This window comes from Pseudomonas sp. PB105, assembly GCF_009764655.1.
Taxonomy (GTDB): Bacteria; Pseudomonadota; Gammaproteobacteria; order Pseudomonadales; family Pseudomonadaceae; genus Aquipseudomonas; species Aquipseudomonas cyclaminis.
In genome coordinates, this window is sequence record NZ_RWIO01000072.1 from 1 (window position 1) to 16,274 (window position 16,274).

The 16,274-nt window shown below is 65.1% G+C and carries 4 protein-coding genes; all 4 read right to left on the reverse strand.

Annotated features, from left to right (window positions below; all coding sequences use genetic code 11):
- Nucleotides 1-254 precede the first annotated feature (254 nt).
- Nucleotides 255-12,773 carry a filamentous haemagglutinin family protein gene (locus EJD88_RS18535; RefSeq protein WP_158878700.1) on the reverse strand — a complete coding sequence of 4,173 codons (12,519 nt, stop codon included), beginning with the start codon at nucleotides 12,771-12,773 and terminating at the stop codon, nucleotides 255-257.
- Between the two features lie 183 nt (nucleotides 12,774-12,956).
- The gene (locus tag EJD88_RS18540; protein WP_099584170.1) at nucleotides 12,957-14,138 is read right to left on the reverse strand and encodes a substrate-binding domain-containing protein; all 1,182 of its coding nucleotides are present in this window, start codon (nucleotides 14,136-14,138) and stop codon (nucleotides 12,957-12,959) included.
- 474 nt (nucleotides 14,139-14,612) lie between these two features.
- Nucleotides 14,613-15,824: a type II secretion system inner membrane protein GspF gene (gspF, locus tag EJD88_RS18545; protein WP_099584169.1), complete on the reverse strand. Its 1,212-nt coding sequence runs from the start codon at nucleotides 15,822-15,824 to the stop codon at nucleotides 14,613-14,615.
- On the reverse strand, nucleotides 15,824-16,274 hold a 451-nt coding region (locus tag EJD88_RS18550; RefSeq protein ID WP_160385048.1), incomplete at its 5' end, for an ATPase, T2SS/T4P/T4SS family. The genes EJD88_RS18550 and gspF, both read right to left, overlap by 1 nt.

A 16,274-nucleotide genomic window follows, 5' to 3' on the forward strand; every position in this document is an offset into this window, starting at 1 on the left:
TACGCGGTGTTTGTTATTGGGGCTGCTTCGCAGCCCAGCGCGGGACAAGCCCGCTCACCACAACAGCCCATTTGCCATAGATTCAGCATCCACTGGAAGTTGTGTCGATACCTATGCCCCGATGAGGGAGTGCCAGCTGATACATCTTTGCCTGACCCACTGCCATCGGGGGCAAGCCCCCTCCCACATTTGAACATCGAAAAAAAAACGGGGCGATCAAAGATCGCCCCAAAGTCCAACGAGAGGTCCTTGATCTACAAACTAATCTGCTTGCGCTCCTCATCCGTCAACCGCGCCCGCGCCTGTTCACTCAGCGGCCCGGCACCCAACACCTGCACCGGGCTGTTCGGGTTATACGCCGACGTTTTCTGCCCGTCTTCAGGCCCCCGCTGCACGGGCTCCGAACCAAAACTCAGCACCTCCACCGTCACAATCGAAGCCCTGCCCTGCTTCGCCGCCGCCTGCTGACTGCGCGCCGCGTCTTCTGCTGCCTGGGACGCCGCCGCACCCGCCGCACTGGCCGAGCTCATGGCCCCGGTGTTGACGGAGGCCGTCACCGGCACCCCGGACGACTTGCCCTGGGTCTGGATATTCGCCGCGTTCACCACCCGCAACGCGGCGATGTTGACGTTACCCGACACCCGTATCCCCGCCTCGCCCGCGTCGATGGTGCCCAACGGCGCGATCAGGTCGATGTCCCCTGCCGGCACTTCCGGGATCGGGTTCAGCGTGGCGATCCCCGCGCCGGTACTCGGCACCGACGGTGACAGGCCCACGTTGCCCCAGTTGTCGTAGACGCGCTTGGGTGGCGTATACACCACGGTGGTCTTGGAGCCACGACCGGCGTTGATGTCACCCTCGGCGGTCCAGCCCATGATCGAGCCACCAAAGGTGGTCATGATGCGGCTCTGCCCCAGCAGGATGCTGCCCATGGAATACAGCTGAATGTCACCGGCACCCTGGGTGATCACACCCGCCGTGGCCGGTGGCGCCGCGCCTTCGATGCCGAAGGTCTGGCCGCCGCCGGGGGTGAGCATCTGGATCGAGCCACCGGCATTGGTGTGCACGCCCGAGCCGTTGAACAGGGTGATGTCGCCCTGGTAAGTGATCGGGTTGCCGGCCACGTCCTTGGCCGGGAACAACGCCGCAATCGCCGCACGGCCACGCAGGTAACTACCCTCGCGCACGCCGCCGTCCTGGTTGTACTCACGGCCGGCGGCCTTGAGTTCGGCAAAATACACGTCACGGGCAAACACCCGTTGTTGCTCGGCGGGCAATGCGGCGTAGTAAGCACGGGCCTGCGCGCTGTCGCCGGCAAAGCCGAAGCGCTCGGCCAGCCAGGTGGCCAGTTCGTCCTCGTAGGTCTTGGCCACCTTGCCGCCCAGCAAGGACTCGCCCGCTTGTGCCTGGTTGAGCGGGTTCAGGTAGTTCTCTACGAACCGCTGGTAATCCGGCCCGTTGGCGCCGACACCCGCCTGCATGACGATGCTCGCGCCAGGGCGGTTGTCGCCCGGCAGCACTGCACCGAGGCTGGTCACACTGTGCTCGCCGCCCGTGCCTGTCAGCAGGATATTGCGCCCGGCCGACACTTCCAGCAGGCCAGGGCCGGCCACTTGGAAGTTGCTGTAGAGAATGTCGCGACCCGCAGACACGATGGAGATGTCGTTGGTGTTTTGGTGAATGAACAGATTGTCACTTGGCGCCGCCACAGCAAAACCATCGGTGCCAAAGGTACGGCCACTGCTGACGATATCCCGTCCGGCCATCATCCGTACCGCGCCATTGCCTTCATACCAGGTCTCACCTTCATGCACTGCCCCGGCGCTCTTCTGGAAGGTGATGATCCGACCGCTGCTCACCCCGATCAGGTCGCCGTCCATCGCGTAAAACCGTGCGGGTTCAGCACTGCCTGAGGATGAAGCCGCCGTGGTGCCGGCGCCGAATGCGAACAACGCCAGGTTGCTCGCGTTACCCGTGATCGACAGGTTACTGGCGACCACCGCGTTGCCAACCCGGCCTTGATACGCAGGATTCCACGGCGTCGCCATCGCGCTGTTCGCCGTGCCGGACTGGCTGACGGGCATGCCGCCGGCGTAGATCGAGTCCTGGGCGAGGAACTGCAACTGGCCGTTCTCGCCAGGCGCCAGCAGCAAGGGGTAGCTGTAGGTGTTGTCACCGTTGGTCTGCGCCTGCGCGGCTTTACCGTAATACAGGCTGCCGCCCGCTGCGGTCGCCCTGAGGATGGACGGGTAGACCACCGCCAGGTCGGCCGTCGCCTCGGAGCGGCTGAACGGTGTGAGGTTGCCGCCCAGTGAAAACAGATCAATCGCCGTGTCTTGGGTCCACAGCGTAAACCAGCTTGAACCGCTGCCGGGGTTCGCGCCTTGCGCAAAGGGTGATACGTGCGAGAGCTGTACCCGGCCCGGGTCTTCGACGTTCTGCACCACCAGGTCTCCCAGGGTCTGCAGGTTGAAGGTGGCATCACCGGGCACGAGCGTCATGCCGCCACGGGCAACGCTTCGCGTGGCAACCTGGGGGTCGAACGCGCGGGTTTCGCCAGGGCTTTGGGTGGGGGCGATGCTGCCGTACAGCAAGTCGACGCTGCCCACGCTGGCGCTGCGCAACTGCACATCACCGCGCAGGTTGACCAGCACACCATCACGATGATCCGCCGTCGCGGCCACGCTGGCCGGGTTCAGTGCGCCACCGATGCGTACGCGCAAATCGCCGCCGCCGGTCAACTGCTGGCTGCCATCGCTGGCAATCCGGCCCGTGCTGCCGACGGCCAGGACCAGGCCCTGGCTATGGGGGTTGGCTCCGGAGCCATTGAGGTCGTAACCCAAGGTATCCAGCACCCCGGCGTTGCCGCCCACGTTCACGTCCAGATTGCCGCCGCCGAGGGTGCCGAAGCCAGTGAAACCGAGCATTTTGTCTGCCGCAGTGGTCGCGGTGTAGCTGCCAAAATTGATCCACCACGCGGTAGGTTGAGCCTGCCCGCCCGTAGCGACATCACCACTGCCCTGGCGCCACAGCCAGTTGCCGACCGCCGCCGAGTCCACCCCGGCATCCTTAGGGTTGGGGCGCGTCAGGCTCGCGGTGGTGCTGGTGATATTGCCAGTCAGGTCACCGCCGACATTCAGGGTCACATTGCCCCCCGCTTGCGGGTACCAGGCCCGGTAGAGACTGGTGGGTGAGCCGTTGACGAACTGTTCGAAGTAGCTGCCTGGGTCATTCAGCACGCTGCCGGACGGCTGCGCCTTGGGCAGGTTGTAAGGGTCGCCGGCGAACGTGCCAGTCGATGACGTGCCCGCGGTGTACACACCGTACAGCGAATCCATGCTCAAGCTGCCCGCGCTCAACAGTTCCAGGTCGCCGCTGCCGGTGCGGATCACACTGAAGCGGGTACTCGAAGGCGTCGCCGCATATTCGGTCTTGCTCTGGGCCGCACAATATTCGGGAGCAATGGCGCACACCTCCTCCACCGTCGGCAATTGCAGGCTGGCGAGGAACTCATTGGTGATCACCGCCCCCACGGGAATGATCACGCCGGACTGGTTCAACAGATCATCGGCCGCTTGCTGCGTCCACACGTAGGTGACTTTGATCGCGCAATACTCCGGCGCACCGGCACAGAAATCTTCAATCGACCCCAGGCTCAAGTCATTGAGCAATTGCTGGTCGATAGGGTCGCCCTCTTTGATGTCCAACCCTTCCGCAGTCAGCACCGCCACCGCTGCGGCGGTCCAGGTCTGGACGCCCTTGCTCGGCAATTCCTTGGCATACATGCCGTAGTGATTGTCCGCCAGGTGAATATCACCGCTGCGCGGGTGGGCTTGCAGCAAACGGCTGTCCGCCGCCTCGGTGTCGGCACCGGCCACCAGGCGCAACGACCACGACTGGGTGCCTTCGGCCAGCATCGGCGAGATGGCCCACACCTGGCCGGCGTCGCCGGACACGCCGACCCGCAACTGCACCGAGGCCGCCCCGTTGGGCAACTTCACATCGGTGCCGGCGGGGATCAGCGCGCCCTTCGGCAAGTCCTTGATGCCACTCAGTAGCACAGTGTTGTTGGCCAGGTTCGCACCGTGCACCGTCGGCAGCGGCACGCCTTTGGGCCAGATCATGTTTTGCAGGCGGGTGCCTTGGGTCAACAGTGTCCCGGCGCCCAGCTGGGTGCCCGCCACCAGGGTCTGCGCCTCACCGAGCAACGTACCGGCGGCGAACAACAGATTGCCCCCGGCATCGCGTATGTCGGCCGCCAATACACTGCCCGCCGGCAGCACCACGTCCTGGCCCAATGTCGCGGCCACCGGCAAACGGGTGCCGGCGGCGACCGTCAGGCCCTTGATCGGCAGGTCGTAGTTCAGCGTACTGCCCGCCGGGAAGGCCGTGCCGTCCGCCAGGGTCACACCATTGCCCGGCACCACGATGGTGCCGCCGCTGAAGTCCACACCGGGCAGCAGCACCCAGCCCTTGTCGTCCTCGGACAGCGGCGGTTTGGCGAAGCCATCGTTGATGCTGCCGTAGATATTCAGGTCACCGCCGGCGCGCAGGGTCAGGGCGCCGGACTCACCGGAGCCGTAGACATTGTCGTCTTGCTGGCTATTGGGATTGAGGCTGGCATAGCGATAACCGGACAAGTCCAGGTCGCCCTGCACCACCAGGTCGCCGTCAGGGGTCTTGCTGACGATTTCCACGCCGGGGCGCAGGTGGAAGGCGTCGGCGTAGGTGGCGTTGTTCAGGCCGGCGAGCTTGTTCTGCGTCAGCTGTGTGTTGAGCAAGGCGGCATCGATGAAATCAACGGCCAGCTTGTGCTTCTTATCCAGATAATCCTGAGTAATCTCCTGATACGGCCTGCCACTGGCGGTCGGATCGTTTTTCTGCGGCGCATCGTCGTAGGTCGCCATGCCGTTGAGGGTGATCGAGCGCGCGCCCTGAATGGTCAAGCGTCCGCTGGCGTCGATTGCCACGTCATTGCCCCCCAACCGGGGTGCGTTCAGTTCCAGAGTGCCGCGATTGCGTCCGTCATTGCCGACAGCCGCGCCGGTGCCGTGGCGCAGGTCGATGCGCACGCCATCGGCGAGGGTCAGTTGGCCGCTGCCGGAGCCCAGCACCACCATGGCGCGGTTCGGCGAGTCGATGATCTTGCCGTAGCTGTCCACCCGCAGCTTGCTGCCGTGGGCGTCGAGCACTGCGGTGCTGTCCAGGGTCAGGCCGTTTTTGCCGGCTAGGTTGATGCTGCCGACGCGCTCACCGCTAGCGTCCACCAGCCCGGTCACGCGCAGGCTGCCGTTGTCCACGGACACGCTGACAGTGCCGGCCTTGAGCCCGTTGCCGATGGTCAGGTCGCCCTGCTTGAGCTGGAAGCTGCGCGCGCCGAACACTTCGCCCTGGTTCAGGCGCTGGTTGAGGTCGGCAAACTGCTGGTCCAGGGCGCCGCTGCTGCCCAGACGCTGGGCCTGGATCTCCACGGTACCGGCCGGCTGCGGCAACGAGGTGCCACCGGCGTTGTAATAACCACTGCTGCTGCCGAGGATCTTGCCTTGCAAATCGACGATGCCGCCTGCCGCATCCGTCGCCACCGCACGCAACTTGCCGGCCTGGTTGTGCTTGGCGGACAGGTCGATGGTCGAGCCCGCCGCCTGCAGGATATTGCCGCTGCGGCTGTCGAGCAGCACGTCGCCGCCCCAACCGTATTGGGTCACGTCGTTGAAGGTGATCCCACGACCGGCCACATCGATCAGCGCGTCATCGGTCAACAGCACATCGCCCCGCGCACTGAGGCTGACTTTGCCGCTGGGCAACACCACCGCAGTGGCCACACGGATGCTGTCGCCTTGCAGGGACAGCGTCGCGCCCTGGCCGCTGGCGCTGCCACGGGGGCCTGCCGAAGCGCCGATATCGATCGCACCGCCGGCCTTGATCGTGTTCACCGAACCGGCCTCACCGGTCATCAGCGGGGTGCGGACGGTCAGGTTGCCGCCGCTGTACTGGAAGCCGCTGACCGGGTCATAGGCGCCCTGGCGCTGGTAGACCGACAGGCTGCCCTTGTGGTTGGCGGTGATGCGCTCGCTGGCATTGAGGTTGACGTTGGCAAAGCCCAGGGCCAGGCGGTCGAAGCTTTTCACGTTGCTCGGTTGGCCAAAGTCGCCGTAGCCAAACTCGATGCGTTCGGCATTGATATCCAGGCGCCCGCTGCCGGTGCCTGCGCCGCCCGTCACCACCGCGCCGGGGGCGTTGGTCGCGCCCAGCCAGATCAGGTTGGCGGTGTGAATGGTCGCCACATCGCTGGCACCGCCGGCGCCATACATGGCCGGGGTGGACAGCATCAGGTTGCTCAGCAGCGACTTGCCGGTCAGCGGGTCATAGGTGTCGAGGCTGGCGCTGCCGTAGAAGTTAAAACCGTCACGCGCCGACAGCTGCAAGGTCTCCAGGGCCGGTGCGCCCAGTTGCGTATCGCCGCGCAGCAGGCGGTCGAGCAGCGTCTGGTTGAGGGTCAGGCCGACTGGCAAGCGGTTCGCGGCGGCTGCGGCGGCGAGGGCTTCGACGCTGCCCAGGTTGATGGTGCTCACGCCCAGGTTGAGGTGACGGGTGCCATAGCGCACCTGGTCGCCGAGTTGGAAGCTGCTGTCGGTCAGGGCCACGATGCTGCCATCGGAATACAGCCCGGTCTGGCCCAGGCATGCGCTACTGCCGCAGGCGCCCACGTTGATCCCCCCGCTGATCACGCCAGCGGGCTGGACGGCACCGACCACGTTGAGCAACCCGTTGGACACCGCGAGCATATTGGCAACCTGGTAGATAAAACCGTCGCGGGCATCGTAGCTGGCGGCGCCCTGCCCCAGGGTATTGATCGAAGCACCCTGCTCGACCACGATGGCGCCGGTGTTGCTCACCAGGAACACCTCGGGCGCAGCCAGCGTGGCGCCCGCACGCAGGGTCACGTTGCTATTGGCGGCATTCACACCCGATGCCAGGCCGATGAAGTTACCCGACTGGCCATACTCCACCGCGGTCAAGCCCCCCACCATCAGCCTTGAGGCACCGATGGCATTGAGGGTGTCGGCTTTAAGGGTAATGCCGGAAAAACCGGCGGTCGCCGAGGCGTCGGCGGCGACCACTTCGATACCCAGGCGACTCGGGTCCACCACCGCGACCGTGCCGCCATATCCGCCCGTCGCGGCATCAAAACGTCCGATACCGTCGAAAGCGAATGCATCGGCGCCCTGGCCGGGGCGCAATGCCAGTTTCAGGGTCTTGGCGTCGACTTCCAGCAGTGGGCGCGGCACGCCCAGCCTGGCCGCGTCGGCTTTGGCGAACTGGGCGTAACTGGTTTCGTTGTATTGGGAATAACGGCGCAGGGTGTCCGCCGAGGTCAGGATCAACTGGCTGGCGATGCTGTTGCGGATCCCGGTGTGGGCAATCGACAGCTGCCCGGCCGTCGACCACGAGCCATTGCGCATCAAGGTGGTCGCGGCGTCGCTGCCGAGCCCGGCCAGGCCATTGATCTCCACGCGAAAGGCGCCGGGCATCAAGGCATACGTCGAGGGCATCAAGGTGTAGGTGCCCGCCGGCAACCCCGGCACACCCGCGCCAATAGTCACCTGCTGGCCCACCAGCGGCGCCACGGCACCGCCCTCGGCGGCCACTGGCGCCGCGCCGGGTTGCACGCCCGGCACAATCGCGTAGATCGGGTTGGTGGACAGCCCCGGCAGCACAAACCCACCGTTGGCGCCAAATTGCACCAGCGGGTTGTAACGCGCATCCGTGGAACCGCCGCGCCCGGAAACAAAACCGGCGCCCAGCAGCTCGCCACCGCCCGACAGGTCCAGGATGGCATCCGGCTGCACCGCAACCGACTGGCCGCCCAGAATGACGCCGACGCTCAAGTCGCTGTTGGTATTGGCCAGCCCGCCCTGGCCGAGGAATGTCACGGTCTTGCCGTTGTAGGTGTAGACCTGCCCGTCCAGCGTGCCGCCATAGGGCAATACCAGCCCCTTGCCGCTCACCGAGGTGACGCTGCCCGGCAGCAATTGCACCAGGCTGCTGCCCATGCTGCCGATATCGATCAAGCCCAGGGGCGCGCGCACCACGCCGCCTTGCTTGACGGTGGCCGCACCCAGTTGCAGACGCCCGAATGCCGAATACGGCAGGGGCGCGTCCGTGCTGCCGACGCGGCCAATCGTCAATGTGCGCAACGGATCAAAGTCCAGGCCCAGATTCAGCGTGGTTGATTCGCCAAGGTAGCCAGCGATCACTCGGGCACTGACGTCTGAGCTCGGGTACACCTGCGCCGCCCGCAGGGTCATGTCGCCCTGGGTCAGCAACTGGGTACTGACCCCGGTGATGATGTCGTTTGCGGAGGCGCCGGCCAGAAAGCGCAGATCGCCCTGGCTGGTCAGGTTGACGTGGTCAAAGCCACGGCGCTCAAGGCTCGCCAGGCTATTGTCGGCGTTATACAAACTGCTGCGGTTACCGAAGATCACGTTGCCGCGCACTTCCACCAGGTCGCCGTCGGCATTGAACTGCGCCTCGGTTGCGCGCTGGGACGGCGCCGGCAGCACCGGCACCGGACGCACATACAGATCCTTGCCGGTTTCGGGCGGCGCGAGGTAGCCCGCCAGCAACAGGTGCGGCGCCTTGAGGTTGATACGGGAGTTGCCTGCCGCGTTTTCACTGAGCCCATAACCCCGGCTGTAAAGGCGCAGGCTCTGGCCCATGTCCAGGCTCACATCGCCGTCAAAGCTCAGCAGGCCATTGCTCAGCAGCGCGAGGTTATCGAAGCCGCCAGCAGTGACTTGATCCACGCCCAGGCGGCCATGCCCGTACTCCAGGCTGTCGCCCAGCGCAGTCGGTTGATGCACCTGGCTCACGACCAGGTCACGGACCTTGAGCACCCGGTCGGTGAGCCCGGCTTTCTGGTAATACGGGCTCTCCAGCACCAGGTTGAGACTACCGCCTGCCGCGCCAACACCGCCGGCTTTGGCGACCAGGCTGCCGTCCAGGTACAGGCCGTTGTTCGAGGCCAGGCTGATGCTGCCGCCGTTGCTGGCGACCGCCACCGCGTCCTGCCCTGGAACATTCAGCAAGGCCTGGGTGCCGGACGCGTCCAGGCGCGCACCCTCACGTACCACCACGAACAAGTCGCTGGCCGTGGTCAGGCCGGTGTTCAGGTCAAGGGTGCCGCCAATGTTGATCGTGCCGCCGTCGCGTACCACGCCGTAGGTGCGCCCCCGGAAGTCCACTGCCGTGGCCGCCCGCGCCGCCACGTCGATCAATGCCTGTTCGCCAATCCAGATCGAGCGGTCATGGCCGCTGGCGTTCACTGCCTCCGAGGCGCCAGTGGTCAAGCCACCCAAGGTGACGCTGCCGCCCCAGGCATTGAGCGTACCGTCCAGGGTCAATTGCCCGATGCTGCGCAGCTGGATGGCTTGGCCGGGGTCGACGTTGATCACCGCGCCGTGGCCCACCGTCAGGGCTGTGCTCGCCAGCTGCGCAGCGCCGGCGAAGACCGTGCCGGCGGTGAGGCTCAAGCCGGCGCCTCGGCGCTGGGTCAGCACGCCCTTGGTGGCGTCCTCCTGGTACAGCGGCGGCGTCCATTGCCCCAGGGCCGTGGCGGCATCGCTGCCCGTCGGCACTGTGGACGCTTGCGTACCCAAGCGATAGGTCGGCACGCTGACATCCACTTGGGTGCCGTCGGTGACGATCAGCCCTTCGTTGCCCGTGATGTCGTAGGCCGAGAAACCCTTATTGAAAAAATCGCCGGCCAGTCGCAGCGTGTCGCTGTCCACCGCACCCGCGCTGTCGCCGATCTGCACCTTGCGAGCCTGCAACGCCAGGGTGCCGCCGCCGTTCACGCCGTAGCCGCGCACGTCGCCATCCAGGCCCAGGGCACCGAGCGCGCCCAGCGTCACGCTGCCACCCTTGCCGCCGATGAGCTTGCCGTCTACGCCAAGGGTCGCGCCGGAAGACACGTCCACCTCACTGCCCGCCGCCAGGTTGACGTTGTTCGAGCTGCGCAACGAGACCTTGCCGCCATTGACATACGCCACGCCGGTGCTGTTGGCCGGGTCAAGCAGCAGGTTGTTCCAGCGACCACGGGCATCGAGCTTGACGCCGGCCGCGACATTCACACTCGAACCCCCGGCCAGGGTCGTGTCTTCGACCGCGCCGGCCTTGAGTGGGTTGACCTGGCTGAGGATGTTGCCGGCATTGATGCTGCCACCCAGGGCCGTCAGATTCGCGTTGATATCAACCCTCGGCCCGAACAGGGTGATGTCGCCCCCATCCGCCACGCTGAGCGCGCCATTGACCGTCACCTGCTGCCGGGCCGCGACCTTGATCGCGCCCAACGGGTTGCCACTGAGCTGCCCGCTGTCGAGCAGGATCTTGCCCTGGCGCTCCTGGGGCAACGCGGTGGCGAGGTCCAGGCCATCGGCGATGTTTGCCAGGTTGCCGTCGAGCGACACCTCGTCGGCGTTCGCCCCCAAGGCATAGCGCAAGGTGCCGGTGGTCTTGTTGTAGATCGGCGTGTATTGGCCAATGATCAACTGCGCAAGCTGGGCCATGGCCTTCTGGGATTGCTGGTAACCGTCGAGGTTGATGTTTGGCGCCTGGGTCTGGCGATCCCCCTGGAACACCGCGCTGATCATCTGGCCTTCCAGCACCGCGCTGGCGGTGCTCACCACCAGCTTGCCGGCGTCGCGCCCCACGGTATAACCGGCCTCGTTACGGCCTTGCGGAGCAATCATCGGGTTGTAGTAGTACTCGGTCTGGCCCCAGCGAACGCTGGTGTCTTCATAGCCCTTGTAGATACCCGAATAAAGGATGTCACCCGGCGCCCTGGACAACTCGTACAAGCGTCGATCCGGGCCCTTGAGCCAGGTTTGCCGGATATAGCCGCCTTGCACATCCACGGTGCCGCCCGACAGGTTGATCTGCGCGCCCTGCTGGGTCACCACATCCTTGCCGGTAAACGTCACGGTACCGCCCTGGGCCATCCATTCACCCACCGAATGGCCCTGGGTGCCAAGGTAGCCGCCGACTTCCAGCAGACCGCCAGCGGTGTACCAACGGTCGGTGGCATAGCCATTGGTACCGGCCGGGACAAACACCAGGTCGCGCAAGTCCACCCACACGTCGTTGTTGATCAGTTGCCCATTGTCGCGGTTGACCGGCGCATCCCGCTGCTCGTTGCCCTGCACATTGATCTTGATGTTATTGGCTTCCATCGACACCTTGACGCCCACGGCGCCTGACACGTCGATCATCGCGCCATCGCGCACCAGGCTGCGCTGGCCCGCGCTGACCGCCACCTGGCCGCCGGTGGCGAGGGTGATCGAGCCTTTCTGGAAGTCCACGGTGCCGCCGCTGACGATCTCGATCCGCGACTGGTCAGTGCGGTCGGCCACGGCGCTGAGGTGGTTGAACTGCCCACCGATCAGGTTGGCGGGCGTACCGTCGAGCTTGATCAGGCCGTTGTCCTTCTGGCTGTTGAGGGCGGTGCTGCCGCTGGCGTCCAGCAGGATCGCAGTGGTGCTGCCCTCGCCCAGGGTGATGCTGCCCGTGGTGTCGCTGGCCGAATTGAGCAAGTGAATGGAGCCACGGGTGTCCACCGAGGTGCTGGCCAGGGCCACGCCGTTTTGCTGCACATTGTGCCCGGTCAGGGTGACGTCGCCAGTGGCGGCCATGATCAGGCCGTTGTTGATCACCGTTCCCGCCGTGCTGCCGGTTTTCAGGCTGGCGGCGACTTCGTTGCCACGGGTGGTGGAACGCTCGTTACCCGCCGTGCCCACGCCTTTGCGGATGTAGAAACTGTCGCCGGCGGCCAGGGTGGTCTGGCCCTTGGCGGTGATGATCGTGCCGGCGTTTTCCACTTCGCTGCCGAGCAGCAAGGCATAGCCGCCCGCGTCGGTGGAGGTGGCGGCGTTGTGGGTCTGGATCAATGCACCGCGCTGTACCTCGACCTTGCCCGCCGCATCGGTGAACGTCGGTTGTGTGCCATTGGTGTCGACATAGAGGCCGCGCTGGGTGAACTGGTCATCGGTGATCGTCGCGGCCGCCGCCACCAGGTTGCGCACATTGACCTGGCTGGTGCCGCTGAAGACCACGCCGTTACGGTTCATGATCATCACCGTGCCGGCGCCCTTGATCTGGCCCTGGATCTCGCTGGGCCGTGAATCAGGATCATTGACGCGGTTGAGCACCGCCCAGGTCGACTGCTGCTGGAAATCCACGGTGGTGTTGCGCCCGACGTTGAAGGTCTCCCAATTGAGGATCGCCTTGTCGGCGGTCTGCTCGATGCTCACCGTGGTCTTGCCGCCCGCCTGGGTCTGGGTCGGTGCCTTGGCGTTGGTCCAGCCCTGGGTCAGGCTGTTATCCACCTGCAGGCCGCCCTTGCCGAGGCCATCGGGAATCGTCGAAACCTGACCGAACGCCGCTTGCCGACCCGCCGCCTGCGCCGCCTGTTGCGCCGCAATGGCCGCGACCGTGGTGTTGAGCGTGCTGATGGAGCGCGCCAACTGCTGGTTGACCCGCGCCTGCTGGTTCAGCGTCGGTACCGACGGCATCTGCCCCGCATTGATCCGCGCCGCCGTCGTCGCCTGGGTCGCCCCCTTGGCCGCGAACCAGGCCGGGCTGAACGCCGTCGCCGCATGGGCATTGCCCGCCACCACCAACAAGGCAATGACCTGGGCCAGAGGCTTGAGGCGCAACACAGTCTGGGCGTGCGAGCCCTGGGCATTCAGCTTGAGCGTGGGTGTGCAGCGGACCATCGGGAATCTTCCTTCTTTGTAATCGCCAGGCGCAAGACAGGCTCACGTATGAGGGTTAGGCGGTTGGCGAGGGGCGGGACTGAACTTCTGTCATGCAAAGTTCATAAAGGGCTGCTAACGCAAAAAAATCAGCAACGGCACGGGCCGTTGCTGATCGGTGTTGCGGGTCGTTGAAAGCCTGGGTTACAGCGGACGACCGATGGCGTTGCAGACGCTGGTGTTACCGATGCCTTGAGCGCTGGAAGCGGTGGCGAAGGTGTCACGCACGGCTTTTTTCCAGTTGGCTGGCAACGGCACGAAGCGGTTGTTGTTGATGGCGGTGTCGTTGTTGATCAGGTTGCCGTAGTGGCGGTTGAAGAACGCACGGACCTGGGTGGTCTGGGTGGCGTCGGCGTAGCACTGGCTGAAGATCACGTTAGTGAAGCCCAGGATCGGGTAGCCGCTGGACGGGTAAGCGAAAGTCGCCGGGCCGCTGGCGGTAGCCGCGAAGACCGGTACCCAGTTGTCCTGGTTGGTCGCGTCGATGAACGAACCATCAGCACGGGCTTCGGTTGGCGCAGGGATCTGGCTGATGGCGGTGGAAACGTTGGCAGGCGCAGGCGAAACACCGCCCACTTTGGCCACTTTGGTGGCGTCATCCAGACCGGCCAGGGTGGTCGCCGCGTAGTCCGGGCTCATGTAGGTGATCGCGCCATCTTGCGCATTCAGCGCGGTCATTACGCCTTGGCTGCCGGTGGCTGCCACTGCGCCGGCAGGCAAGCCTGCACCGTAGCTGGACGAAAAGGTGGTGGTCACGGCGAACGGCTGCGTCTCAGCGCACTTGGCGTTGAGGAAGCGGGTGAACAGCTCGGTGGTACCGCTGGACTCGCTGCGGTAGATCACTTTGATCGCGCCGGTGCGACCCGAACCCGTGATCTGGCTCCAGTCGGTCAAGCGGCCCGAAAACACGCCGCACAGCTGGTTCACGCTCAGATCAACCGCGTTGGCACCGGCCTTGTTGAACGGAATGGCAACCGAAGTGGCCACCGAAGGCGCCTGGATCAATTTGCCCCAGGTCGGTTGCTTGTTGGTTTTGTAAGCCAACAGTTCGGCCGCCGTCAGCTTGGAATCGCTGCCTGCCCAGTGCACGTTCTTGTTGGTCACGCCAGCCACGAACTTGGTGTAGTCGTTGTTCAGGAACGCCGACTTGCCGTTGCCGCTGCCCACGCCGATGTAGGCGGCGAAGCCAGTGGTGAGGACGCCGGAGGTCTGGTAAAGCGGCTGTGGCAGGGTTGCGCCGCCGCCGTTGATGTCAGCCATTGCAGCCTGGGCCGAGCACAGTGCAGCGAGGGTCATGGATACCGCGAGAACGTTGCGCTTAAACATGAAGAATCTCCTTTCGTCGTGTTTGTACGTTTGGGGTAGATGGCTCTTGCATGACGCCATGGCTTCGGTCCCAAGGCCGTGATGCGGGGGTGGCCGGGGGGTGAAAACCATGGAGAGAAAGTCGCAGTTTCCGATGACAGATGTAGGAAAAAACCTCGGGAGGAAGCACTTGATTTTAAAAAGATTCTCGGGTGTTTTGGTCATGGTTTTGAGCGGTTTGGCGGCAGATGACAGCGAGGTTTCAGCGTGGGTTTCGTCAAGGCGGCGCGGGCTGTGACAAGGGGCGTGGATATGACGGAATGAGGAACCCGAGGTTGGGGTCTGGCGATATTGGCCCGCCCCAAAAATCAACTGAACAGAAAAGGTCCAATGTGGGAGGGGGCTTCTGTGGCAAGCCCGCTCACCACAAGAGCCTCGTTTGCTAAGGTTATGTTTTCACCAAAGCCCCCCTCCCACATTTTTTACAGCGTGTCGTCAGGTGACGAGTTGGTTGATCTCGATGATCGGCAACAGCACCGCCATCACAATCACCAGCACCACGGCGCCCATGACCACGATCATCAGCGGCTCCAGCAACGCGGTCATGCCCATGGCGCGCCGTTCGATATCCCGCGACAGGGTTTGCGCCGCACGCTCCAGCATCGGCGGCAGCGAGCCGGTTTTTTCGCCGCTGGCGATCAGGTGGATCAGCACCGGCGGAAAGACTTTCTCCACCGCCAGCGCCGGCGCCAGGTTGACGCCTTCACGCACCTTGGCGGTGGCATCGTTGACGCACTGGCTCAGGCGCTCGTTGGACAAGGTCTGCCGCGCCGCCTCCAGCGCCCGCAACAACGGCACGCCGGCACCGCCGAGGATTGCCAGGGTCGAGGCAAACCGCGCCGTGTTCAGGCCCAGCACAAAGCGCCCGATCAGCGGCAGACGCAGCACGCGGCTGTGCCAATTCAAGCGCGCCACCGGGTTGCGCAGGTACAGGCGCCAGCTCCAGAAACCGCCGACGATCCCGGCAAAACACAGCCAGCCCCAGGCGCGGATAAAGTCGCTCGCGTTGAGCATCGCCAGGGTCAGGCCCGGCAGGTCCTGGCGCGCCTGGGAAAACGCGCTGACCACCTGGGGCACCACGTAACTCAGCAAAAAAATCACAATGCCGATGGACACCAGCCCCACCACACCGGGGTAGATAAATGCAGTGAGGATCTTGCCGCGCAGGTTGTTGCGTTCCTCGATGTAGTCGGCCAGGCGCTCCATCACCTGGGCGAGGTCACCGGATTCCTCCCCCGCCGCGATCAACGCGCGGTAGATCGACGGGAAATCCCGTGGCCGCGCCGCCAGCGCATCCGCCAGGCGCATGCCGCCGCGCACGTCGCCACGCACGGCCGCCAACGTCTGGGCGATGTGCTTTTTCTCGGCCTGCTCCACCGTGGCACTCAGCGCCGCCTCCAGCGGCAGGCTGGCGCCGAGCAGGCTCGCCAGTTGCCGCGTGGCCCAGGCCAGGTCGTTGTCCGACAGCTTGGCGGCGAACAGGCTGCTGCCGGCGGTGGTTTGCTGATGGCCTTCGACCTGCACCAGCAGCGCGGTCAGGCCACGGCTGCGCAGCACGGCAAACGCCCCGCTCTGGCTGTCGGCCTCCAGGTGCCCGGCCTCGACGTTGCCGTTGGCGTCGGCGGCTTCATAGCGATAGCGATTCATCAGGCGTCCCGTGTCACGCGCAGGATTTCTTCGGGGGCGGTGGCGCCGCTGCGTACCCAGCGCTCACCGTCCTCACGCATGCTGAACATCCCGGCCCGGCGCGCGGCGAGGCGCAAATCCTGCTCGCCGGCGCCCTGGTGGATCAGGCTGCGCACATCGTCGTCTACGCAAAACAACTCATGGATACCGGTGCGGCCGCTGTAACCGACCTGGTTGCAATGTGAACATCCCACCGGACGCCAGGTGCCCGGCGCGGCCGGGTCTTCCTGCTTGCAATGGGGGCACAGGCGCCGCACCAACCGCTGGGCCAACACTCCCAGCAATGACGACGCCAGCAAGAACGGCTCGACCCCCATATCGATCAAGCGATTGACCGCCGACACCGCGTCGTTGGTGTGCAAGGTGGCCAGCACCAAGTGCCCGGTAAGCGAGGCCTGCACGGCGATCTGC

Coding starts and splice junctions, on each gene's coding strand:
- gspF (WP_099584169.1), bottom strand. CDS start 15,824: ATGAATCGCTATCGCTATGAAGCCGCCGACGCCAACGGCAACGTCGAG.
- EJD88_RS18535 (WP_158878700.1), bottom strand. CDS start 12,773: ATGGTCCGCTGCACACCCACGCTCAAGCTGAATGCCCAGGGCTCGCAC.
- EJD88_RS18540 (WP_099584170.1), bottom strand. CDS start 14,138: ATGTTTAAGCGCAACGTTCTCGCGGTATCCATGACCCTCGCTGCACTG.